General features: G+C 45.6%; 17 protein-coding genes. 10 read left to right on the top strand and 7 right to left on the bottom strand.

Annotated elements, in window-relative coordinates:
- Positions 1–142: 142 nt before the first annotated feature.
- From hslU to ACYQ2C_RS13925, 6 genes are all read right to left on the bottom strand, one after another.
- The gene (gene hslU / locus ACYQ2C_RS13900; RefSeq protein WP_460103644.1) at positions 143–1,459 is read right to left on the bottom strand and encodes an ATP-dependent protease ATPase subunit HslU; all 1,317 of its coding nucleotides are present in this window, start codon (positions 1,457–1,459) and stop codon (positions 143–145) included.
- A gap of 30 nt (positions 1,460–1,489) precedes the next feature.
- Complete coding sequence (gene hslV, locus ACYQ2C_RS13905; RefSeq protein ID WP_460047402.1) at positions 1,490–2,029, bottom strand: ATP-dependent protease subunit HslV; 540 nt, start codon at positions 2,027–2,029, stop codon at positions 1,490–1,492.
- Between the two features lie 120 nt (positions 2,030–2,149).
- Positions 2,150–2,788, bottom strand: a complete 639-nt coding sequence (locus ACYQ2C_RS13910) for an SPOR domain-containing protein (protein WP_460103641.1) — start codon at positions 2,786–2,788, stop codon at positions 2,150–2,152.
- A gap of 274 nt (positions 2,789–3,062) precedes the next feature.
- Positions 3,063–4,520 (bottom strand): dihydrolipoyl dehydrogenase, encoded by a 1,458-nt coding sequence (locus tag ACYQ2C_RS13915; protein WP_460103639.1) that lies wholly within the window; start codon positions 4,518–4,520, stop codon positions 3,063–3,065.
- Positions 4,521–4,596: 76 nt separating this feature from the next.
- Complete coding sequence (locus ACYQ2C_RS13920) at positions 4,597–5,331, bottom strand: glutathione peroxidase (RefSeq protein WP_460103636.1); 735 nt, start codon at positions 5,329–5,331, stop codon at positions 4,597–4,599.
- 229 nt (positions 5,332–5,560) lie between these two features.
- Positions 5,561–7,798 (bottom strand): primosomal protein N', encoded by a 2,238-nt coding sequence (locus ACYQ2C_RS13925; protein ID WP_460103634.1) that lies wholly within the window; start codon positions 7,796–7,798, stop codon positions 5,561–5,563.
- Positions 7,799–7,975: 177 nt separating this feature from the next.
- On the opposite strand from ACYQ2C_RS13925, the gene rpmE reads away from it, so the two are divergent.
- A complete protein-coding gene (gene rpmE / locus ACYQ2C_RS13930) occupies positions 7,976–8,188 on the top strand; it encodes a 50S ribosomal protein L31 (RefSeq protein ID WP_460047632.1) in 213 nt (70 codons plus the stop codon).
- Positions 8,189–8,248: 60 nt separating this feature from the next.
- On the opposite strand, the gene ACYQ2C_RS13935 is transcribed toward rpmE, so the two are convergent.
- On the bottom strand, positions 8,249–10,864 hold the full coding sequence (locus ACYQ2C_RS13935; RefSeq protein ID WP_460103631.1) for a penicillin-binding protein 1A: 2,616 nt from the start codon (positions 10,862–10,864) through the stop codon (positions 8,249–8,251).
- 196 nt (positions 10,865–11,060) lie between these two features.
- On the opposite strand from ACYQ2C_RS13935, the gene ACYQ2C_RS13940 reads away from it, so the two are divergent.
- The 9 genes from ACYQ2C_RS13940 (at position 11,061) to gltB (ending at position 24,154) form a co-directional block, all read left to right on the top strand.
- Positions 11,061–12,128: a pilus assembly protein PilM gene (locus ACYQ2C_RS13940; RefSeq protein WP_460103628.1), complete on the top strand. Its 1,068-nt coding sequence runs from the start codon at positions 11,061–11,063 to the stop codon at positions 12,126–12,128.
- Positions 12,128–12,703, top strand: coding sequence for a PilN domain-containing protein (locus tag ACYQ2C_RS13945; protein ID WP_460047412.1), 576 nt, complete (start codon positions 12,128–12,130; stop codon positions 12,701–12,703). The genes ACYQ2C_RS13940 and ACYQ2C_RS13945 overlap by 1 nt, the downstream gene beginning before the upstream one ends.
- The gene (locus tag ACYQ2C_RS13950) at positions 12,703–13,317 is read left to right on the top strand and encodes a type IV pilus inner membrane component PilO (RefSeq protein WP_460047414.1); all 615 of its coding nucleotides are present in this window, start codon (positions 12,703–12,705) and stop codon (positions 13,315–13,317) included. The genes ACYQ2C_RS13945 and ACYQ2C_RS13950 overlap by 1 nt, the downstream gene beginning before the upstream one ends.
- A 61-nt stretch (positions 13,318–13,378) precedes the next feature.
- The gene (locus ACYQ2C_RS13955) at positions 13,379–13,891 is read left to right on the top strand and encodes a pilus assembly protein PilP (protein ID WP_460047415.1); all 513 of its coding nucleotides are present in this window, start codon (positions 13,379–13,381) and stop codon (positions 13,889–13,891) included.
- Positions 13,892–13,900: 9 nt separating this feature from the next.
- A complete protein-coding gene (locus tag ACYQ2C_RS13960) occupies positions 13,901–16,006 on the top strand; it encodes a type IV pilus secretin PilQ (RefSeq protein WP_460047417.1) in 2,106 nt (701 codons plus the stop codon).
- 37 nt (positions 16,007–16,043) lie between these two features.
- On the top strand, positions 16,044–16,562 hold the full coding sequence (aroK, locus tag ACYQ2C_RS13965) for a shikimate kinase AroK (RefSeq protein ID WP_460047418.1): 519 nt from the start codon (positions 16,044–16,046) through the stop codon (positions 16,560–16,562).
- 58 nt (positions 16,563–16,620) lie between these two features.
- Positions 16,621–17,703: a 3-dehydroquinate synthase gene (aroB, locus tag ACYQ2C_RS13970; RefSeq protein WP_460103623.1), complete on the top strand. Its 1,083-nt coding sequence runs from the start codon at positions 16,621–16,623 to the stop codon at positions 17,701–17,703.
- Positions 17,704–17,881: 178 nt separating this feature from the next.
- Positions 17,882–19,423 carry an AAA family ATPase gene (locus tag ACYQ2C_RS13975; RefSeq protein WP_460103620.1) on the top strand — a complete coding sequence of 514 codons (1,542 nt, stop codon included), beginning with the start codon at positions 17,882–17,884 and terminating at the stop codon, positions 19,421–19,423.
- A gap of 282 nt (positions 19,424–19,705) precedes the next feature.
- Entirely contained in the window at positions 19,706–24,154 is a 4,449-nt protein-coding gene (gene gltB / locus ACYQ2C_RS13980; RefSeq protein ID WP_460103617.1) for a glutamate synthase large subunit, read from the top strand.
- The last annotated feature ends 4 nt before the right edge of the window (positions 24,155–24,158 follow it).

A 24,158-nucleotide genomic window follows, 5' to 3' on the forward strand; every position in this document is an offset into this window, starting at 1 on the left:
TTTGCGCGACCGGTAACTGATCCGCTTTGAACACAACGATGTAAAACCAGCGACACAGGGAATACCGAAGTAGTGTGTGTCGCTTGGGGCTTTGGGGCTTGGGACTCTGAATTAGCCAGAGCCCGCTGTTTGGCATTGCTGCTTAAAGAATAAAGCGGCTGAGATCTTCGTCGTGGGACAATTCGTTAAGCTGTGAATCCACAAACGCGGCATCAATAACGATTTCTTTTTCTGACTGTCCCGAGTTGAACGACACCTCTTCCAGCAAGCGTTCCATAACGGTATGTAGACGTCGCGCGCCAATGTTCTCGGTGCTTTCGTTAACCTGAAACGCAGTTTCGGCGATGCGGCGAATGCCATCTTCGGTAAACGACAAATCGACACCTTCGGTTTTCATCAATGCGATTTGTTGATCCGTCAGTGACGCATTTGGTTCTGTCAAAATACGTTCGAAATCATTTGGTGTGAGTGCATTGAGCTCAACACGAATGGGTAGACGACCTTGCAGCTCGGGAATCAGATCAGACGGCTTAGACAGGTGGAACGCGCCTGAAGCAATAAACAAAATATGATCGGTTTTGATCATGCCGTGTTTGGTGCTCACGGTGGAGCCTTCGATCAGTGGTAGAAGATCGCGTTGTACACCTTCGCGGGAAACATCGGCACCGCTTGAGCCTTCGCGTTTAGCGACCTTGTCGATCTCATCAATGAAGACAATACCGTTTTGCTCCGCAGCCTCAATAGCTTTAGCTTTGGTTTCTTCTTCGTTGATCATCTTGCTCGCTTCTTCATCGGCAAGTTGTTTTAGGGCTTGCTTGATGGTGAGCTTGGCTTTTTTGGTTTTGTTTTGGCCAATGTTCGAGAACATGTTTTGCAGCTGGCTGGTCATCTCTTCCATGCCGGGAGGTGCCATAATCTCAACGCCAACTTTTGCCGCGGCCACATCGATTTCAATTTCTTTGTCATCTAACTCGCCTTCACGCAATTTTTTGCGGAAGATTTGGCGCGTAGAAGATTCTTTCTGTCCTTCTTCTGAGCCGCGTGCAGGCGGTAGTAATGCATCAAGAATTCGCTCTTCGGCGGCGTCTTGGGCGCGGTGTTTGACCTTTTCTTTTTCTTGTTCGCGATACATTTTGATCGACATATCGACCAGGTCGCGAATGATAGAATCGACATCGCGGCCAACGTAGCCAACTTCGGTAAATTTGGTCGCTTCTACTTTAATGAAAGGCGCGTTTGCAAGCTTTGCCAAGCGGCGGGCAATTTCGGTTTTACCCACACCGGTCGGGCCAATCATTAAGATATTTTTTGGGGTTACTTCGTTGCGCAACTCTTCAACAAGTTGCATTCTGCGCCAACGATTACGCAGGGCAATGGCTACAGCGCGTTTTGCGTCTTTTTGGCCGACAATGTGTTTGTCGAGCTCGTGGACAATTTCGCTCGGTGTCATGCTGGACATAGGAATTCTCTTCTTGCTCTGTGTCTGGATTTAAAATTCCAGCGTTTCTATGACGTGATTTTGGTTGGTGTATACACAAATATCGCCAGCAATGGTTAGACCCTGTTTCACGATATCTTGTGCGCTCATATCGGTATTATCTAAAAGGGCACGAGCAGCAGATTGTGCAAACGGGCCACCGGAGCCTATGGCAATTAAATCTTGCTCAGGCTGAATAACATCACCGTTACCGGTAATGATCAACGAGGCTTCTTTGTCTGCCACGGCCAGTAATGCTTCAAGACGGCGCAGCGCTCGGTCGGTTCGCCAGTCTTTGGCCAATTCTACAGCGGCACGAACCAGCTGACCGTTATAGCTTTCAAGCTTTGCTTCAAAGCGTTCAAATAGAGTGAACGCATCGGCTGTGCCACCGGCGAATCCCGCCAAAACTTTGTTGTTGTAGAGGCGGCGAACTTTACGGGCATTACCCTTCATGATGGTATTGCCCAGTGAAACCTGCCCGTCGCCACCAATAACTACGGTGTTGCCACGACGCACAGAGAGAATGGTTGTTCCTCGATATTGATCCACAAAGAATCCTTAAAGCTGGAAAATAAAAGCAGTGTAGAGCACAGAGGTGGGGGTTGAGGCGAGATTTTCAAGCGTGAAAGTTAGATATTCACGCTTGAAGGTCGATGGTCTAGATTGACGCTATTTAGGCCTTTTAATGAGCAGCGGGTTAATGTCGTTAGATACCAGCGTCGCTCGGGCCGAAGCCATTTGCGAGCGGTTGTCGAAAGGGCCAACAATAACGCGGTGCCAAACCTGTTTGTTTTCGAGAGTGACTTTTTCTACGGCGACATCTAGGTTCATTAAAATCAGCTCGGCGCGCATGCGATCGGCGTCAGTGAGTTTTTGAAACGAACCAGCCTGCAACAGATATTCAATATTTTCTTGGGTAACGGTTTTACCGGTTTGAATGGGTGGCGCTGTGGCATCGACTTCTACCTCGCTTTCTTTGAGTAACTTATAAAACTCTAATCGAGGTTTTGGCGCGTCTTCTTCAGGTTTAGTGGCTACAACTTCATTTTTCGGCTGCGCTTTGGGTTGTACTTTTGGTTGAGCGGGCAGTGGTGTTGTAACAACCGGTGAATCGGTTTCTTCGGGTTTGCTGGGTCCAACGCCAGAAAGATAAACCAAAAACATCGCAAACGCGCCAATAACGGCGCCCGACAATAGCCAAAGCCAACCGGGTAAGCTTTTTTGCGGTTTGGCCTCGGGCTTTCGCGAGCTGGTCCGACGAGTATTGGACGAAGGCGGTCTTTTCTTCTTTGCGAAATCGCGGGTCATAAGGGTTGAGTCTTTATCGAATTGGGGCGTTATTGTAGCGAAATGCTGGGATATATAGATAGATTAGCAAATGGTAAAATCGATCCCAATCACGATAATTGCATTTTTACGAAGAGTTGGGGTGATTAATCCCGTGAAAATGTGTGATAGCGAAATGGCTGACGAGAGTTTTTTTGGTTCTTGAGTGATTATTGGCACCTCTTGATCAGAGGAACCTCTGATTAAATCATAGCGGTGTTAATCAGAGATTCCTAACAGAGGTTCCTAAAATAATTTAAGCACCCGGTCCGCAATCTAAACAACGTTCGATAACTTCTGGGCCAATTTGCAGTTTGTGGTTTAGGTCTCTTAAAGCCGTGCGAACACCTTCTTCAATAACCGGATGGTAAAACGGCATTTCCAGCATTTGCGATACCGTCATGCGCATTTGTACTGACCAACTTAAAAGATGTGCAATATGTTCGGCGGCAGGGCCAAACATTTCAGCACCTAAAAATAATCCGGTACCTTGTTCGCCATACACTTTTAATAATCCGTGGTTTACACCCATTACACGACTGCGACCTTGGTCTTCAAAACTTACGCTGCCTTCGGCGTAGCATTGTTGGCAGCGTTCTTTGACTTGATTTAAATTTAAGCCTACGGTTGCGATTTGCGGCTCGCTAAATACAACACCTAAAGATGTTCTGCGTTTTCCAGCGCGAACGTCTGGGTAACGACCGGCATTTTCACCCGCAATTTTGCCTTCGTCGGCGGCTTCGTGTAACAGTGGTCGAAAATTATTAACGTCACCGGCAATAAATATATTGGATTTTCCGCAGCGCATCGAAAATTCGTCGAATATTGGCATGCCGCGCTCGGTTAATTCTAAGCTGGTTTTTTCGATATCAAGTTTGTCGATATTCGGCCGTCGGCCCGTTGCAGCAATTAAATAATCAAACGAGTCGGTGACAAAGCCGCGAGTCTTATGTTGGTAACTCACTAATACGTGTTCGTCTTCGCGACTAACCGTTTCTACCTTGGCATCAATATCTAAATAAAATTCTTCGTTAAAATGTTCGTAGGCATAGCTTTTAATTTCAGGGTCAGACAATGGACCCAATGCACCGCCAACGCCTAGCATGGTGATTTCGACACCTAAGCGATGTAACGCCTGACCAAGTTCTAAGCCGATAACACCAGGGCCAAAGACCACCACTTTTTTCGGTAGTGTTTCTAACTCGAACACATCGTCGTTCACCAGCAGTTTATCGCCGGCAGCTTCCATAAACGGAATTATGCTTGGGCGAGAACCTGTGGCAATGACGATACGCTGAGCGTTGACGATTAATTCTTCGGCATTATCGTTAAGCGCTACCGACAATTGATTGTCGCTTAAAAATTTTGCGTAACCGCGAATACGATCTTGCTCGGGAAAGTTTTCTACAGACTCCACCACAAATCCGCTGAAGCGATCGCGTTCAGACCGAATGCGCTGAAAGATGTCTTTTTCTCGTAATTGTGGTGCTGGGTAATCAACACCAAATAAATGGGTGGTTTTATGAATATATGCGGCGTTTGCTGCTGAAATTAATAATTTACTTGGCATGCAACCAACTCGGGCGCAGGTGGTGCCATAAGGGCCGCCTTCGATGATCACCACATTTTGAGTGTATTGTTTAGCGGCGCGATAGGCAGCGAGGCCTGCGGTTCCAGCGCCGATGATTGCGACATCTACATCTCGAGTTTGCATGTTTTTCTCCTGCTTTAAACAAAAAAAACGCCGGGATTTACCCAGCGTTTTTTTAAGATGGGATTTATTGTCTAACTTATTTTGCTAAGTAGGCTTCTAGCTGATCAGCGGTGCCAATTAATTCGCCGTCGATGTAAACCTGTGGAGTGGTTCCAGCACCGGTCACTGCCATTAAGCTTGAGAAGCTCAATCCGTTTTGGCCAAGTTCAATTTCTTCGTATTTTAAGCCGTTTGCTGCCAGCGCTTTTTTAGCGCGGGTACAGTGTGGGCAACCTGGTTTGGTGAATACAGTTACACGTTTTGGTTGCTCGGCGTTTGGGTTGATGTAGTTCAGCATGGTGTCGCCGTCGGAGACTTCAAACGGGTCGCCGGGTTTTTCTGGTTCGATAAACATTTTTTCTACGACGCCGTTTTTAACCAACATCGAGTAACGCCAGCTGCGTTTGCCAAAACCAAGGTCGTTTTTATCCACCAACATGCCCATGCCTTCAGAAAACTCACCGTTACCATCTGGAATAAAGGTGATGTTTTCGGCGTTTTGGTTTTTCTGCCACGACTGCATAACAAAGCCGTCGTTTACCGAGATACATACAATGTCATCGACGCCGTTGGCTTTAAAAACGGGCGCAAGCTCGTTGTAGCGTGGTAGGTGCGTAGTTGAACAGGTTGGGGTAAATGCGCCGGGCAAAGCAAAAACCACGACGGTTTTATTGGTGAAAAGGTCTTCAGTAGTAACGTTTTTCCAATCATTGCCATCGCGAGTACGAAAGGTAACGGAGGGTACTTTATGGCCTTCTTTATTCTCTAACATGATGTCGTCCTCTCAGAGCGAGTTGTTTTGTCTTGATGAGGTAACTTTAAATAAAACTATTAGATTGTGGAAATTAATTAATAAAATTTAATCGATAGTTTTGTTAAATAAATCTATTGGTTTTAATTTTTTGATAGTTTTTTGTAATTGTTCGCGATTTCTCACAAATTAGTCTTTCAAAATGTATTACGTAGCGGGTCTGATCAGCGGATGCTGGTTTGAGTAACTATTAAGGCAGCTCTTGAGGATCTATATCGAGCGACCAGCGCAATTTGTGTTGTCCGGGCAGTTTTTCAATTTGACCAAGGCTTGCAGAGAGAGTGTGATGCAGCTCCGCTCTTGATTTGGCCTTGAGTTGAATAAAGTGCCGAAAACGATTCTTGATTTTTTCAAGGGTTGCTGGCATCGGCCCGAGTATTTGTAGCGTAGAGCTTGGTGGCAGGTTGGTCTGAAAAACCTGTCGAACATTTGATAAAAATTGTTCTGCACTGTAAGAATTTTCAGATTCCGCGGCCAATATGGCGAGATGCGTATAAGGAGGCATTTCGGTGAGATAGCGATCTTGCAGTTGTAATTGCGCAAAGTGGTCGTAACCCAGTGAAAATAAATCATGAAATAACGGATGGTCTGGATGGTGGGTTTGAATTAATACGTGCCCCTGCTTTTGCGCACGTCCGGCGCGTCCGGCCACCTGAACTAATATTTGGGCGGTTTTTTCTAGGCCTCTAAAATCGCCACTGAGTAAACCTGAATCTGCATTAGCAACCACCACTAATGTCATGTTCGGAAAATGATGGCCTTTAACCAGCATTTGTGTGCCGACTAAAATGCACGGTTCTCCTTGATTAATTTTTGTTATTAAATCGTCAAAAGCATTTTTGGTTTGTGTGGTATCTCGATCAACCCGCATTATCGATACCGATGGAAATCGATTTTTTAAAAAAACTTCGAGTTTTTCGGTGCCGATACCGACATCAATTAATTCTGGGCTAAAACAACTTGGACACTGATGGTAGACTGGTTTTTGATAGTCGCAGTGATGGCAATGCAAATGTTTAGGATAATGATGCAGCGTTAAATTCCTATCGCAATGTTTGCATTTAGAAATCCAGCCACAGTGATGACACATTAATGCCGGAGCAAAACCGCGGCGATTTAAAAATACTAAAGCCTGCTGATTTTTTTGTAGAGTGTGATCAATGGCCGCTAACGATTTTTCGGTTAAACCTTCAAAGATGAGTTGGTTTTTTAAATCTTCCAACTCTATTTTGGGTTCAAAGCTTGTAGCGGCTTTTTGGGTTAAAAGTAGTTTTTTAAAACGATCTTTATCGGCGTTTAAAAGAGACTCAAAAGAAGGTGTCGCAGAGCCTAAAATAACTGGAATATTTAATTTTTGTGCCCGAACCAGAGCAATATCTCGTGCGTTATAGCGCAATCCGTCTTGTTGTTTAAACGATAAATCATGCTCTTCATCGATAATAATCAAACCAAGATTGGGTGCCGGTGTAAAAATACTTGAGCGTGTGCCGATAATAATGTCTGCTTGGGTATTTTTTGCGCTTAGCCAATTTTGAGCTCGTTCTGTATCATTAAGAGATGAATGTAGAGCAACAATATTTGCTTTAAATCGTTCTTGAAAGCGAGAAATTGTTTGCGGTCCCAAACTGATTTCTGGAATTAAAACTAAGGCTTGTTGGCCTGACGCTAGAATTTTACCAATGGCTTGAAAATAGATTTCGGTTTTGCCGCTGCCGGTATTTCCTTGCAGTAAGTGAACTTGGAATTTTTCTAACACCAAATTATTGATTACGTGTTTTTGTTCATCATTTAAGATGAAGGGTTCCGGCAGTAGCTCTGGTTTTTGTTTGTTATTTTCACGTACTGTTTTTTTAATTAAATGTTTGCTTTCTAGCGCCTTTAATATGGCGGAATTTATATCGGTATTTTTCAGAGATTCTTTGGAAGGCTGAAATTTTTTAATATAATCCAACGCAGATTTTTGCTTGGGGGCATTTTTTAACGCTGTGTCACTCAGGCCGAATGATTCTGTTGTAGGCAGCCAATATTCTTCTTTTTGTAATTCGATCACTTCGCCTAAACGAATTTTTTTCGGAAGTGCTGTGGTGAGAGTTTCACCGAGCGAATGGTGATAATAATTTGCCACCCACTGACAGAGTTCAATGGTAGCAGCATCGATGATGGGTGTTTCATCTATAAAGCGATGAATGGCTTTGAGTTTTGAGTTGGGTTCATTGAGCGTGATTTCTTTGGTGCCAACGATGATTCCGATGAGTGTGCGACCGTTTTTCTTGCCAAAAGGCACTTCTACTCGACAACCAATAGCTTGATCAGGAATTGCTAATGTTGTGTGGCTTTCAGGTGTTAGCAGGTCGGGAGTCGAGTTAGGAGCGAGATAGTCGAAGAGCGCGCGCAGTGGAACGGGTAGGGCAATTTCAAAAATAATCACAAATACGTTCTTGAAGTAGTTTGTATGAACCAAAATGGCGTCGGATTGGTCGAATTTTCTTGCGTAAGCAGGACTTTGCCAGTAGTATCGCCAGCTCTTAAAATTCCGCTAACATTAACCGTAGTGCGGTGCCCAACACAAGTTTGGGTGGCGGCACAAAAACGCGTAGGAAAGATCATGAAAGCTGATATTCATCCTAAATATACCGACGTTACTGCAACTTGTAGCTGTGGCAACACTATTCAAACTCGCTCTACCTTGGGTCGAGACCTTCACCTTGACGTTTGTTCATCGTGTCACCCATTCTACACTGGTAAGCAAAAAGTTGTTGATACCGGTGGTCGTATCGATCGCTTCAAGAAGCGTTTCGGTAGCCGCATCAATAAGTAATGCAGTAGCTCTAAAAACAAAAAAACCCGCTTTTGCGGGTTTTTTTGTTTCTGGGCAGCCTTAAAACAGTTCTTCGATGGTATCTACGTCTTTTGAGTTGCCATCTTGGTTATCGGAAATTTCTGGCACATTTTCAGCGCGGAAGATTTCAAAAATAGCATCCGGATCTCCGGGAGCAGCTCTTTTTCCCGTCTCAGGATCGATCTTGATCGACACTATGCCATCGGGTTGACGAATATTATCTTCCGGTACACCATCAAGTGCGATCTTCATAAAGTCAATCCAGATTGGTAAGGCTGCGGAGCCGCCAAACTCGCGAACGCCCAATAATTGGTTCTGATCAAAACCTAACCAGGTTGTTGCCACTAGGTTACTATTGAATCCCGAGAACCAAGCATCGGTTGGGCCGTTGGTAGTGCCGGTTTTGCCGGCGAGATCGCTGCGTTTTAGTACTTGAGCTTTTGTGCCGGTACCTTTGCGAATCACGTCCCTAAGCATAGAGTTTATGAGGTAGTTGACTTGCTCGCTCATAATTCTTGGCGCTACAGGTGTTGTGGGTCGTTCGGTAGTTCGGTAGGCATAGTGCAGGCGCTCGGCCAGAGTTTGATCCTGACGGGTGCGAATAGGGTTTTGTTCCACCAACGCTGCAAACTCTTGCTCAGCCAGTGCCGTTAATTCTTGTAGTTCTCGTTCTTGTAGGCAGCTCTCGTTGCAAACCGTAGGCGGTGTCGCAAACTCGATAATGAAACCGTTCGAGTCTTCTATGGCATCCAATAAATAGGGTTCAATTTTGTAACCACCGTTTGCAAACGATGCGTAACCGGTTGCGACCTGCAATGGTGTTAACGCGTTGCTGCCTAGGGCAAGAGATAAGTCTTTTGGAAGACTTGATGTGTCAAATCCAAAGCGGCCGAGGTTGTCTATGGTGGTGTTGATTCCTACTTCTCTTAATACGCGAATTGAAACTAGGTTTCTGGAGTTGTAGAGCGCCTCTCGCAAACGTGTTGGGCCATAGAATTTTCCACTGGAGTTTTCTGGGCGCCAAGAGCTTTCAAGTCCAGCGTCGTCAAACACAATAGGTGCGTCATTTACTAATGTCGCTGGAGTAAAGCCGTGTTCAAGAGCGGTGGTATAAATGAATGGCTTGAAGTTAGAGCCTGGTTGACGTTGTGCTTGCGTAACACGGTTAAAATGGCTCTGATTAAAATCGTAACCACCAACTAAAGCTCGAATGGCGCCATTTTTAGGATCTAAAGCAACTAGCGCGGCCTGAGCTTCAGGAATTTGAGAAAAATGCCAACTCTCTGAGTTTTTGAAGACACGAATGACATCGCCGGGCTGGAGGAAATCTCGTGGCGATTTATATCTGGCAGTCGTACCATTTTCACTGAGATAACCACGAATATTCTCAAGGCCGTTTTCTTTCGAGACAAATATTTCGCTGCCATCACTTAATAGCGCGTGGATACCAGCATCAGAGACTTTTGTAACAGCAGCAGGAGCGCGTTTTGCAAACGTTGGAATATTGCTGAGCTGTTCCTGCCAAGATTGTTGATCAAATACAGCGACGCGCGTTGCAATAGTTTCCTCTTGAGGTTGATCAAGATTCTCTGAATTTAATTCGGTATTTAATAACGAGTTTTGCTCTGTTGATTCCTGAGTATTTTCTAAAGACGAACTCTCATCGGAATTAATGGCAATTATCGGTAAATTAACTTCTTTTATTTCTGAAGTGCTAAGCGTTGCTTCTTTACCTCGAAATCCATGACGTTGATCATAATCTTCGAGGCCGTTAATTAATGAATTTTGCGCCGCTTGTTGCAATTTACTGTCGACGGTTAAATACGCTTTATAACCATCGGTGTAGGCGCTTAATCCAAATCGGTCAATCATTTCTTTGCGCGCCATTTCAGCGATGTAAGGCGCATTTAAATCGACAACGGCACCGTGATTTTTGGCGGTAACTGGTTCTGCAAATGCGGTTTGATAAGTAAGTTCATCGATATAACCCAACTCCTTCATTCGCCCTAAAATCCAGTTGCGACGAATTAAAGCGCGTGTTGGATTAACAATTGGGTTATAAGCCGACGGCGCTTTCGGTAATCCTGCGATCATTGCCGTTTGCGCTAGACTTAACTCATCGATATTTTTTCCGTAATAAACTTGAGCCGCTGCTTGGATACCGTAGGCGCGATTACCCAAATATATTTTGTTCACATATAAAGTGAGAATTTCCTCTTTACTCAGTTCACGTTCAATTTGCAAAGCAAGTAGAATTTCGTTGAATTTGCGAGTAAATACTTGCTCACGAGTTAAGAAGAAATTGCGTGCGACCTGCATCGTAATGGTACTTCCGCCGCCCTGAATTTCTCCTGTTTGCAATATTTGTGATACCGCTCGCAAAAGGCCTTTTATATCAACACCGCTGTGCGAGTAAAATCTATCATCTTCGGCCGATAAGATTGCATGGGCGAAATTTTCTGGAATTTCCTCAAATCGAATTGGGCTACGACGTTTCTCACCAAACTCACCAATGAGTTTTTCGTCACGAGTGTATATGCGCAGTGGAATCTGAAATTTAGTTTCTTTTAGAGTTTCTACGTCGGGCAAATTAGGTGTTAAGTACAGGTAAATTCCTGCTAAAAAAGCAGTCGATGAGCCTGCAAAAAATAACATTAGCCAAAACGTGACAGAGATAACGAATTTAGTACGTGACATTTTTTCTTTATGAATTAACGGCTTAGAGCACAATTGCTCGTGTTAGAACATTATAAAGTCTTTTTGTTGCATTAACTAATTGTTGTCATATTGCACCTTTAAGTTAAAGTGCTATAACATAAATGCTAGCTAAGTTGCGGAATTTGATAGAAAAATGGGTATTCTCGATATTTTCGAAAGCAAGCCAAAACCCGTGCTTGGGCTGGATATCAGCTCGACTGCGATCAAGCTTATTGAGCTCAGTCGTCACGGCAACGGTTATCGCGTAGAGAGCTACGCGGTTCGACCTCTACCTGCTAACGCGGTTGTCGAGAAGAATATTAATGAGGTCGAAGTCGTCGCCGAAGTGCTACGCACGCTTATTAGCCTGTCCAAGACAAAAATTAAAAATGCAGCGGTCGCTGTGGCCGGGTCGGCTGTCATCACTAAAGTCATTGAAATGCCTAAAGGTCTTTCTGATGACGCGCTTGAAACTCAAATCACACTCGAAGCAGATCAATACATTCCCTATCCTCTTGAAGAGGTTGCATTAGATTTTGAAGTGCAAGGCGAATCTCAAGAACACGAAGGGCAGATGAAAGTACTGCTTGCAGCGTGTCGCCGGGAGCACGTTGATTTGCGAGCGGAAGTTTTGTCGCTAGCTGGCCTTACTGCCAAAGTGATTGATGTTGAAGCCTACACTATGGAGCGCGCTTTTCAGTTGATTTCGAATCAACTTGAAGAGCAGGAAGATCAAGTGGTTGCTATCGTTGATATTGGCGCAACCATGACAACGCTCAGTGTATTAGTCGATGGCAAAACGGTTTACACCCGCGAACAGCTATTTGGTGGTAAACAACTCACTGAAGAGATTCAGCGTCGCTATGGCTTGTCTATGGAAGAAGCCGGTCTTGCCAAAAAACAAGGCGGCTTGCCGGATGATTATGCATTAGAAGTTTTGGAGCCATTTAAAGAGGCCGTTGTTCAGCAAGTTACTCGATCTTTGCAATTCTTCTTTTCTTCCAGTCAGTACAGTGATGTCGATCAAATTATTCTTGCCGGTGGTGTCGCAACTTTAGACGGTATGGCGGCGATGATCGAAGAAAAGCTCGGAACTCAGACGGCGGTCGCAAACCCTTTTGCACAAATGTCGGTAGCATCTCGGGTTAATTCTGCGGTATTGGCCAATGATGCTCCTTCGCTAATGATTGCGGTGGGACTTGCGCTGAGGAGTTTTGACTAATGGCGAATATCAACCTTTTACCTTGGCGCGACGAACTTAGGGCGGAAAAACAAAGACAGTTTTACACGGTCTTGGGGCTTGTTGCGATTCTGGCAGGTGCCGTTATTTTTGTGTGGTTGAGTTCAGTTAATGCACAAATCGATAGCCAGCGAGTGAGAAACAATATTTTAACTCGTGAAATTGCCGATCTTGATAAAAAAGTGGCCGAAATCAAAGACCTACGTGAGCGTCGAGAAGATTTGGTTGGTCGGATGGAAGTTATTCAGAGTTTGCAGGGCGATCGTCCTCAAATCGTACGAGTTTTTGATGATTTGGTTCGAGTGGTTCCCGACGGTGTTTATTTCACCAAGTTGCAGCGTTCTGGAGCTCAGGTTTCCATCGAGGGTGTTGCTGAATCAAATAACCGCGTTTCATCATTGATGCGTCAGCTTGATGAGTCTCAGTGGTTTGAAGATCCTAATTTGCAAAGTGTAACGCGTGCAAAAGAAGGCGGCGATGAAGATCTAATTCCGAATTCCTTTAAGATGTCGGTGCAAATTTCTTCACCGAAGAAAAACGATGAAGATGGAGCTTGATGATGTCGCTTGCAGATACTCTTGATCAACTCAAAGAATTTGATTTTAACGACCTCGATTTCGAGCGCATTGGCACTTGGCCCATTGCCGGTCGGATATTCATTTGGATTCTTGCCTTCGCCCTGATTTTAGCTGGCGCCTACTTTTTTAAAGTTAAAGATCTTAATCAATCTCTAAACGCCGAAAGCGCAAAAGAAGTTCAGTTGAGAAAGACTTTTGCTACCCGTGCGTTTGAAGCGGCAAATTTGGAAGTTTACCGTAATCAAATGATTGAGATGGAAGAGTCTTTTAGTGCTTTGTTATCTCAGTTGCCTAAAGAAGCTGAGGTCCCTGGACTATTAGAAGATATCACCGAGCGTGGTAACTCCACTGGATTGCAGATTAAAAGTATTGAGCTTGAAGCTGAAGTTGTTAAAGATTTTTACGTTGAGCTGCCGATATCTATAAAGGTAACCGGTGGTTATCATCAGTTTGGTGCGTTTGTCAGTGGTGTTGCGGCATTACCCAGAATCGTGACACTGCACGACTACAAAATTGAGAAAGGTAAGGATCAACCTACGCTGTTTGATATGGAGATTCTTGCTAAAACATACCGTTACAAACCACAGGAATAGCGACGTGTTGAAAAGTAAGTTTTTAAAGTCGCCCAAATCAATCAAGAGAAGCTCGTCGTTAATGACAGTGCTTTCTTTATCGATTTTACTGTCTGCGTGCGGTGGTTCTAATAATGGCGACTTAGCACAGTATATTGCTGAAACCAAAAGGCGTCCGGCGGGCGCTGTAGAGCCGTTACCGAGCTTTAGTCCTTATGGAACCTACACGTATTCTGCGGCAACACTGCGGAGCCCATTTCAGAAGCCCGCGCGAGTTCTAGAAAATTTCGCATTCGGAAGTGGTTCGTCTGATGTGGCTCCCGATGAAAACAGAACAAAAGAATTCTTAGAATCTTTCCCACTAAGTTCTTTACAGATGGTTGGTTCGCTGGAACAGAACGGCGTTTTGTGGGCATTGATTGATGATGATAACGGCGGTATTCACCGCGTTACAGTAGGCAATTATGTAGGATTGAATCACGGTCGAATTGTAGAGGCCAACAAGGTTCACCTTACTATTTTAGAGATAGTCTCCGACGGCAACAGTGGTTGGGTGGAGCGTCCAGATACCCTAGAACTGAAGGTTTCAGAGTAGGAAATAATTATGTTTAAAAATAATCGCCAGGTTTTTAAAGCTGGGATCGTAGCCTGGGTTCTGACCACCACCAGTTTTGCATTCGGTCAAGCGACGCTTAATGACATTAAATTCTCTTCATTACCTGGAGAGAAGTTTGAAGTCAGTATGGAGTTTTCTGAACCTCCTTCAGAGCCGGTTGGTTACATTATCGAAGAGCCCGCTCGAATCGTTTTGGATTTTCCGGATGTAGAGAGCAGTCTTGACAAAAAACGGTACCCACTTTCCTTTGGTGGTGCTGACAGCGCCATTATTTTGTCTGCACAAAATAGAACACGTCTAATTCTAAATTTGAGTGACGCCTCCACTTATACAACTCGCCAAGACGGTAATAAGTTTTTCGTAGTTGTTGGTGAAGGCGGTGATCAAGTTGCCAAGGTGACTGTGCCAAAAGATGATGTTTTGGATAGCGCGGTAAGCCAAAAGGCGCCTAGTATTATTTCCAAAGATCGTGTTTCGATTACCGATGTAGATTTTCGCAGAACTGAAGCGGGAGAAGGTCGAGTAATTATTCGTTTGTCACAACCTACTGTAAATGTTGATGTTGAAGAAACGGCTTCCGGTATTGAAATTAACTTGGTTAATGTGACTTTGCCGCAGGAATTCCGCCGTCGTTTAGATGTTACTGATTTTGCAACGCCGGTGAGTTTTATCGACGCAGACAGTCAGTCTGGTGTGACCACGGTTAAGATCGATCCTGTTGGCGAGTACGAGTACTTGGCGTATCAAACCGATAAAGAGTACATCGTTAGTGTAAAACCACTTACCGAAAGCGAAGCTGAAGATCGCCGTACGCGGTTCCAGTTTGTGGGTGAAAAGCTTTCATTAAACTTCCAAGACATCGAAGTACGCGCCGTTCTTCAGTTAATTGCTGATTTCACTGATTTGAACCTAGTGGCCAGTGACACGGTTGAAGGTCGTATTACCTTGCGTTTAGAGAATGTGCCATGGGATCAGGCGCTGGATATCGTATTAAAGGCTAAAGGTCTTGATAAGCGTCAGGTAGGTAACGTGTTGTTAGTTGCTCCGGCTGCAGAGATTGCCAGCAGAGAACGTCAAGAACTTGAAACTCGCAAACAGCTTGCGGAGCTCGCACCCTTACGAACCGAGCACATTCGTATTCTTTATGCTGATGCCGCGCAACTGTTTAATCTTTTCGACAGTGAAGGCGAAGGTGAAAACAGCACTCAGAGTATTCTTTCTGAGCGTGGTAGCGTAATCGTAGACGAGCGCACCAACTCAATTATTTTGACGGACACAGAAGATAAGATTGAAGACTTTAAGCGTCTAGTCACTCAAATTGATATACCGATTCGCCAAGTTTTAATCGAAGCGCGTATTGTTACCGCTAGCACCGACTTTGTTCGTGATTTGGGTGTTGAGTGGTCTGCGGGCTATATCGATAATGGCGATAACGATAGCTTCTTCGTTGGCGGTAACGTCAACAATGATCTTGACCTAAACAATGGTGTTTTGGGTGGTGATTTTGGTTCGGTAGATTTGGGCGCCACATCCGCAACCAGCGATATCGCGTTCGGCTATGTCCGTGACAATTTCTTGGTTGAGCTTGAATTAAGTGCATTGGAGTCTGAAGGTTACGGTGAGGTGATTTCGCAACCTAAAGTCGTAACCGGTGATCAACAGCCAGCATCTATTCGCTCTGGTTCTGAAGTGCCTTTCCAGCAAGCTTCGGCTAGTGGTGCTACCACCACCCAGTACCGTGATGCTGTATTGAGTCTTGAAGTTACACCGCAAATTACGCCAGATGATCACATCATTCTTAACTTAGTTGTTAACCAAGATGCCATTGGTGAGGTTGTTGCTTTCGGTGCGAACAGTGCTCCAACCATTGACGTTACTGAAGTTCAAACTCAGGTTTTGGTTAAAAATGGCGAGACCATTGTGCTGGGCGGTATCTTCCAATCTACTGAGAACGTTGCTGAGCTTAAGGTTCCGTTCTTAGGTGATCTTCCAATTGTTGGTAACTTATTTAAGCGTACGACCAAAGATATCGATAAAAGTGAATTGTTGATCTTTATCACGCCTCGCTTGTTGGAAGACCCTGTAAGACGTTAATATTTCCTAAAATCGATCAATTTTAGGCGAACGTCATTTGCTAGAAGAAGATAAGAACATTGTGTTGGTAGGGCCGATGGGAGTTGGTAAATCCACCATCGGTCGCATGCTGGCACAATTGACCCAGCGCGAATTCAAAGACACAGACCATGTCGTTGAGGAGCGCACCGGCGCAGATATCCCTTGGATTTTTGATGTTGAGGGTGAAGAGGGTTTTCGCGCTAGAGAAACTTCTGTTCTTCAAGATCTTTTGCAAGTTCGCAATTTGGTTTTGGCGACCGGTGGCGGAATAGTAACTCGCGAAGAAAATCGAGAGCTTCTCAACAACAACTCCGTTGTTGTTTATTTAACGGCATCGGTTGAGCAGCTTTACAAGCGTACCCGTAAAGATAAAAAACGACCGTTACTGCAAGTTGAAAACCCCAAGGCTAAGATCGAAGGTTTGATTGCCGAGCGAGCGCCTTTGTACGAATCGGTTTCTCACTATCAAGTATCAACGGATAATAAAACGCCGAAAGCGGTAGCGGAGAAGATCTTCTCGCTAATTAAGCAATGATTGCTCAAGCGGTATGTGTTAGATTTTTCGGTCGATGTTATGCGAGCGGAAGTACACAATGGAAACACTACACGTAGATCTTGGTGATCGTGCCTATCCTATATTTATTGGCTCTGTATTGACCAATTCTGAGCTAATAAAACCTTATCTCACCTCAAATCAGATCTGCATCGTAACAAATACGGTTGTTGCGCCTTTGTATCTAGAGGCGTTTTGTGAGTCTTTGTCTGATTATTCGATACTCAAAGTCATTCTGCCGGATGGCGAGTCTCATAAAGATCTTGATACCCTAAATACAATATTTGATCAACTCTTGGCGCATCACCACAATCGCAAAACGACCTTGATAGCTTTGGGTGGCGGTGTGACTGGGGACATGACCGGATTTGCCGCAGCTTGCTATCAACGAGGCGTAAATTTTATCCAAGTTCCGACCACGCTCTTGTCCCAAGTTGACTCCAGTGTGGGTGGCAAGACGGGTGTGAATCATAAACTTGGCAAGAATATGATAGGTGCGTTTTATCAGCCCAAATGTGTGCTGGCTGATACTGATGTGCTCAAAACCTTGCCGCAAAGAGAGTTATCCGCAGGTATTGCTGAAATTATTAAATACGGCTTGTTGGGCGATGCGGAATTCTTTGAATGGTTAGAAGAGCATGTTGAAAAACTGTTGGAATGTGACCGGGAAGCGCTAACCTACGCCATCAAGCGTTCGTGTGAAAATAAAGCTCAAATCGTTGCTCAAGATGAAAAAGAATCTGGGGTACGAGCTTATTTAAACCTTGGACATACCTTTGGTCATGCCATCGAAACAGCAATGGGTTATGGAACCTGGTTGCATGGTGAGGCGGTTGGTGCTGGCATGATGATGGCGGTTGATTTATCAGCTCGCATGGGCTTGATAGATGAGTCCGTTGTTTCTAGAACGAAAAGTTTATTAGAGCGCGCCAAGTTGCCAATACAAGGCCCCGCTTGCATGACCAATGAGCAGTATATTGACTTAATGTCGGTGGATAAAAAAGTGCTCGATGGTCGGTTGCGTCTGGTGTTATTGAAGTCACTGGGTGAGGCGTTTGTTACCAGTGATGTTGATCCCAAGATTTTGGCGGAGACATTGAATGCAACTCGATCTACAGATTGATTGAATTTACGATCTGCCTGACATGAATAGTTCGGTTAGTCGGTCAGTATTAGCTCGACATAACACCGGTAGCCATCAATGCCGATTGCTCTAAAGGGGCATTGAGCATAACCAATCGAGAGTGCGAACTCCTCTTGGGTGTTCTTGCATAAATTAACGAATGATATTCGAGGGTAATTTGTCAGAAGCTCTATTGGATCATGAGGCTGATATAGAAGGGACAACTTCTTTAAATTCAGTCTCATCGTTTATCGCAGTAGCTCGCCAGCCTCAGCTGCAACGAGCTGCTCACATGTGTCGCTACGGTGATCAACTGTTGGTCGTGGTTGCTAATCACGATCAGGGCAAGAGCTTTTTTCTAGATAAGCTTGTTGATGAACTCAAGGGCTCTACACAGCTAGCACTCGTTAAATCCCGATCACTAGAGTCCCCGGCTGAATTACTGTCGCAAATCCTGAGTTTATTCGTTGATCAATTGCCCGATAATCAAGATATGAGTATTGGCGCACTGCTTGCTCGAATCCGAGTTTGTTTAACTCAGGATTCGTTAACGGCCCCCGTGGTGTTGATCGATGACGCGAACTGGCTGACTGACGAAGTGTTGTCGATGTTATTGAGTCTACTGTCGGCAGGCTTTGAGTCGGCGCCACTGAAAATAGTCATGGCGGGTAATCGAGAGTTAGTTGCAAGGCTCGATCGACTCGGAGGTTTAGAGGCGATGATCTACGATTTAGAGTTGGCTCTACCGACTCTGGATGATTGGCACCAATTCGCGGTGTCTGCCTTAGACCTTGATATTAATCGTGCTAGCACAAAGGCAATTGTTGATGGTGGTCGAGGCGAATTTAGTCGAGTGCTGGATGAGTTGAATCAAATTGACGATCCTTTTGCCGAGCCCATGTTGGATACCGCCCAGCCTCAGCCTAGGTTGGGTTTATCGCCAGTGCATATGATTGCCATCGTAAGCTTGCTGGCGGTCGGCGTTGGGGTGTTTTTAATTGGGGATCGTTTAGGTTCCAGTCCTGCCGAGCAATCGAAACCTCCAGCTGTTGTGGTTTTAGATTCCAGTCAGCCCAAAACTGCTGTTCTTGAAACTCCTTCAGCCACTGATAACTCTCCTTCGGGTTCTGAGTTGAACGACGTTGAGCGTGATCTATCTGGTTCTGCGATTTCAGTTCAAGATCTTCGCGAAGAGGTTGTCGGTCGTGGGGAGCTTTTACAAAATAACGCAGTAGCTGAAGTTGTTGTCGATCAGCCGAGAGAAGAAACCGATGCAGGTGAGTCTGGAGATGATCGATTAATTGTGTCGGATTCAGTTGCTGAGTCGGTAGTTGCTAAATCTACAATTACTAATTCCAGCAATGATGGTACAGTGGGTAAAATTCAAACTCAGTCAGCTCTTAAAACGCCTGTTTCTCAAAAGTTGACGGGCTCAATTCCAGTTTTATCCAGACCTGATAATCATTATGTATTGCAAATCATGGCTGCCCAAGGAAAGGAATCTCTGGAAACTTTTTTGAAAAGCCAAAGAAACCGTGACTCAATTGAGTTAGTCACTTTGAAGCGAAATGGGCAAGATTGGTTCGTTTTATTGCAGGGTGACTATGAAAATCGTCAACAAGCGCGAGATTCAATCGCCTCTTTACCTGAAAATCAGCAAAAAAATGGTGCCTGGCCAAGAAGTATTAGTGAGATTAAAGCGAATTTTCGCGGAAATTAACGCAAGATAGGCGACGTTTAAATAAATTCATTTCATATGGCGTGATTTTTGATCTGTCAAGATTGTCAGAGTCATATTCAGAAGGTAACATCTGCCGCCCATTCTAAGACAAGCCCCTACCCTAGGGGCTTTTTAGTCTTGGGCGACGGTTAATAACCTGATCTAACAGCATCCATACGGGGTCGCTGAAAGCCCAGTCAAGAGTGACGTTAGTTAAAAGCTAAAGTAAACCGGTTTTCCGGCTTTAGCGTAACTTCCAACTGCAAATGTGAGAGACCGCCTATGAGCAATGGCCTCTATAACCTAAATGAGTTCAAAGACAACTGTGGATTTGGACTTATAGCCCATTTAAAAGGGCAAGCAAGCCACCGATTATTGCAAACCGCCATTGAGTCATTGACCTGCATGACCCACCGTGGCGGCATCGCGGCCGACGGTAAAACCGGTGACGGCTGCGGATTGCTTCTACAAAAGCCCGACGGATTTCTTCGCGAAGTAGCGAAAACCGACTGCCAATTCGAGTTATCTGAACTCTATGGCGTTGGTGCATTCATGCTGAGCACGGATGAAACTCTCGCCCAAACGGCTATGCAAGTCGCAAAAGAAGAATTGGCGCGCGTCGATTTAACCGAAATCTGTTGGCGAGATGTGCCTACAGATCCTGCTTGTCTGGGGCCAATTGCTCTAGAATCGCTTCCGCTATTCAAGCATTTGTTTGTGAACAGTCATGGTTTGAACGATCAAGAGTTCACTTCAAAGCTATTTGTGGCCCGTCGTAAAATTGAGACGCGTCTAGCGAAAGATCCATCATTTTATATTGCCAGTCTTGCCACTAATGTCATCTCCTACAAAGGTTTGATGATGCCGGTGGATTTGGACAAGTTCTATCTAGACTTGGCGGATTCACGTTTAGAAACAGCGATTTGTGTTTTCCACCAACGCTTTTCTACCAATACTTTACCTCGTTGGCCGTTAGCACAGCCGTTTCGTATGATCGCCCACAACGGTGAGATCAATACCGTTATGGGTAACAGAAACTGGGCCGTCGCGCGTACGCCGAAGTTCGTTAGCCCATTTTTACCAAACTTAGATGAAATCAGCCCACTGGTTAACCGCGAAGGCTCAGATTCATCCAGTTTAGATAACATGCTTGAAGTGATGGTTACCGGTGGTATGGAATTGCATCGTGCAATTCGTATGCTGGTTCCACCTGCGTGGGAAAACGTAGAAACCATGGACCCAAACTTACGGGCCTTCTACGAATATAACTCCATGCATATCGAGCCTTGGGATGGCCCAGCAGGTTTGGTAATCACCGATGGTCGCTATGCGGTTTGTACGCTTGACCGCAACGGTTTGCGTCCATCGCGTTGGGTTATCACTAAAGATGGCCATATCACCGTCGCATCCGAGGTGGGAACGCACGGTTATAAACCACAAGATGTGGTTGCCAAAGGCCGTTTAGGGCCGGGCCAAATTCTTTCCGTTGATACTCAAACTGGTCAACTCTTCCATACCGAAGACGTTGATGATCAGCTCAAAAAGACTCATCCGTACAAACATTGGTTAAAGACTCGCGCCATGCGCTTGGAGTCCACTTTGAATGCCGACTTGGCTGAAAAAGAACTCAATGCAGATGAGCTAAAAGCGGCAATGAAGCTATTCCAAGTCAGCAATGAAGAGCGTGATCAGGTGTTGCGCCCGTTAGCTGAGTCTGGACAGGAAGCCGTTGGTTCTATGGGTGACGATACGCCTATGGCCGTGCTCTCAAAACAACAGCGCACGCCATACGATTACTTGCGTCAACAGTTTGCTCAGGTAACCAACCCGCCAATCGATCCGCTGCGCGAAGCAATTGTTATGTCTCTTGAGACCTGCGTTGGTCGCGAGATGAACATCTTTGATCAATCTCCAGATCACGCCGACCGAGTCATTTTGACCTCTCCGGTATTGTCTCCGGTGAAATTTCGCGCGCTTTTGGACTTAAATCGTCCGGGTTACGAAGTGGGTCAATTCAATTTGGCTTACGATCCCAACAAAACCAATCTTAAAGCCGCCATTGAGACCCTTTGCAAAAATGTAGAGGAAGTTGTCTCTCGCGGAACGGTTTTGATTGTGCTTTCGGACCAAGATATCGAACAAGGTCAATTGCCAATTCACGCACTGTTGGCAACCGGTGCTGTGCATCACCATCTAACGCAAACGGGTTTGCGTTGCGATGCCAATATCATTGTGCAAACTGCAACTGCTCGTGATCCGCATCAGGTTGCTGCGCTCATTGGTTACGGTGCAACTGCGGTTTATCCGTACCTGAGCTACTACGTACTAAACGACCTTATTCGCACTGGTGAACTGTTTGTTGATACCGACACAGCTTACAAAAACTACCGACGCGGCATTAACAAAGGCCTGTTAAAAATCCTTTCTAAAATGGGGATTTCTACAGTCGCTTCTTATCGAGGAGCACAGCTTTTTGAAATCATCGGATTGGACGAAGAAGTTGTTAACTTGTGCTTCCCGGATACCCCAAGTCGTATTAAAGGCGCACGCTTCGAAGATCTAGAAGACGATCAACGTATCTTGGCGGCAAGTGCTTGGGTAACGCGTAAACCAATCGCTCCGGGCGGCTTGCTCAAATTTATGCACGGTCAGGAATACCACGCCTATAACCCAGATGTGGTTCAGGCTATGCATCGTGCCGTTAAGAGTGGCGATTACTCTGCATGGCGTGATGTTGCGACTCTGGTCAATGAACGTCCGCCTGCGACGCTTCGCGATCTCTTAAGAATTAAGCCCGACCTTAAGCCCGTTGAGTTGGATGAAGTTGAGCCAGTTTCTGAAATTGTGTGCCGTTTTGACTCCGCAGCTATGTCACTGGGTGCGTTATCGCCTGAGGCTCATGAAGCACTTGCTGAGGCCATGAACACTCTCGGTGGTCGTTCAAACTCGGGTGAAGGTGGTGAAGATCCTGCTCGATACGGCACCATTAAAAACTCAAAAATTAAGCAGGTCGCATCGGGTCGCTTTGGCGTGACACCGCATTACTTGGTCAACGCCGAAGTTATGCAAATTAAAGTGGCGCAAGGTGCTAAGCCCGGTGAAGGTGGTCAGCTTCCAGGCGGAAAGGTGAACGCACTAATTGCTCGTTTGCGTTATTCAGTGCCGGGTGTAACCCTTATTTCGCCTCCGCCGCATCACGATATTTACTCAATCGAAGACTTGGCGCAGCTGATTTACGATTTGAAACAAGTAAACCCGGCCGCGTTGGTGTCGGTAAAACTGGTTTCTCGTCCGGGCGTTGGAACTATTGCAGCCGGTGTGGCAAAAGCCTACGCTGACTTGATCACCATTTCAGGTTACGACGGTGGTACTGCGGCGAGTCCTCTAACCTCTATTCGTTACGCCGGTTCGCCTTGGGAGCTTGGTCTTTCTGAGACTCACCAAACACTGCGAGCTAACGATTTGCGCGGTAAGGTTCGAGTACAAACCGACGGCGGCCTGAAGACCGGTTTGGATGTCATCAAAGCGGCGATTTTGGGCGCCGAAAGCTTCGGTTTTGGTACAGCGCCGATGGTTGCGCTTGGATGTAAGTACTTACGTATTTGCCATCTCAACAACTGTGCGACCGGTGTTGCTACTCAGCGCGATGATCTGCGTGAAAATCACTATCAAGGCACCGTGCAAATGGCCATGAACTTCTTTACGTTTGTGGCACAAGAGGTGCGTGAGTGGTTGGCTAAACTAGGCTTTACCAGTTTGCAGCAAATCATCGGTCGGGTGGATTTACTCGAGGCAATTGACGGACAAACACAGAAACAAGCTCGTTTGGATTTGTCTCCAATTTTATACACAGACGATTTATTAGATACCAAACCGCAAACCTGTCAAGTTGAGCGCAATACCCCCTTCGATCCTGGCCTAAAAGCCGAAGCGATCGTTGCCGCTGTTCTGCCGGCTATTGAGGCGAAAACCGGTGGTGAGTTTGAGTTTGAAATCACCAACTGTGATCGTTCTATTGGCGCCCGCGTTAGCGGCGAAATTGCCAAGCGTTATGGCAACCAAGGCATGAAAGATGCGCCGATCAGGCTAAACCTTAAAGGTATTGCCGGTCAGAGCTTTGGTGTTTGGAACGCCGGCGGTTTAGAGCTTTACCTAGAAGGTGATGCTAACGATTACGTCGGTAAAGGCATGGCGGGCGGCAAGATTGTCTTGCGTCCACCTGTTGGTTCTGAGTTTGATAGTCACACCACCAGCATCATGGGTAACACCTGTTTATACGGTGCAACCGGCGGTAAATTATTTGCTTCTGGTCGTGCCGGTGAGCGTTGCGCAGTGCGCAACTCGGGTGCGCATGTGGTTGTTGAGGGTGCAGGTGACCACTGTTGTGAATACATGACCGGCGGTATTGTTACCGTGCTTGGCGAAACCGGAGTTAACTTCGGCGCTGGCATGACCGGTGGCTTTGCGTATGTACTTGATCAAAGCAATACTTTTGTTGATAAGTACAACCACGAATTAATTGAAATTCAACGAATTCACCGCGAAGCAACGGAAGGTCATCGCAACCATCTGCGCGGAGTGATCGAAGAATTTGTGAGAGAAACGGGCAGTCCTTGGGGTCATGAGTTGCTTGAAAACTTCGAAGACTACTTGGGCAAATTCTGGCTGGTTAAACCTAAGGCCGCAAACCTTGCGGGACTACTCAACAGCGTTAAAAAACGCGGTGAGTAATTTA

Source organism: Sessilibacter sp. MAH3, assembly GCF_054658275.1.

Bases quoted from the DNA above. Each gene is read 5' to 3' on its own strand.
- rpmE (WP_460047632.1), top strand. From the start codon at position 7,976: ATGAAAGCTGATATTCATCCTAAATATACCGACGTTACTGCAACTTGT.
- aroB (WP_460103623.1), top strand. From the start codon at position 16,621: ATGGAAACACTACACGTAGATCTTGGTGATCGTGCCTATCCTATATTT.
- ACYQ2C_RS13955 (WP_460047415.1), top strand. From the start codon at position 13,379: ATGACAGTGCTTTCTTTATCGATTTTACTGTCTGCGTGCGGTGGTTCT.
- ACYQ2C_RS13950 (WP_460047414.1), top strand. From the start codon at position 12,703: ATGATGTCGCTTGCAGATACTCTTGATCAACTCAAAGAATTTGATTTT.
- ACYQ2C_RS13945 (WP_460047412.1), top strand. From the start codon at position 12,128: ATGGCGAATATCAACCTTTTACCTTGGCGCGACGAACTTAGGGCGGAA.
- ACYQ2C_RS13935 (WP_460103631.1), bottom strand. From the start codon at position 10,864: ATGTTATTTTTTGCAGGCTCATCGACTGCTTTTTTAGCAGGAATTTAC.
- gltB (WP_460103617.1), top strand. From the start codon at position 19,706: ATGAGCAATGGCCTCTATAACCTAAATGAGTTCAAAGACAACTGTGGA.
- ACYQ2C_RS13960 (WP_460047417.1), top strand. From the start codon at position 13,901: ATGTTTAAAAATAATCGCCAGGTTTTTAAAGCTGGGATCGTAGCCTGG.
- hslU (WP_460103644.1), bottom strand. From the start codon at position 1,459: ATGTCCAGCATGACACCGAGCGAAATTGTCCACGAGCTCGACAAACAC.
- ACYQ2C_RS13915 (WP_460103639.1), bottom strand. From the start codon at position 4,520: ATGCAAACTCGAGATGTAGATGTCGCAATCATCGGCGCTGGAACCGCA.
- ACYQ2C_RS13920 (WP_460103636.1), bottom strand. From the start codon at position 5,331: ATGTTAGAGAATAAAGAAGGCCATAAAGTACCCTCCGTTACCTTTCGT.
- ACYQ2C_RS13910 (WP_460103641.1), bottom strand. From the start codon at position 2,788: ATGACCCGCGATTTCGCAAAGAAGAAAAGACCGCCTTCGTCCAATACT.
- ACYQ2C_RS13940 (WP_460103628.1), top strand. From the start codon at position 11,061: ATGGGTATTCTCGATATTTTCGAAAGCAAGCCAAAACCCGTGCTTGGG.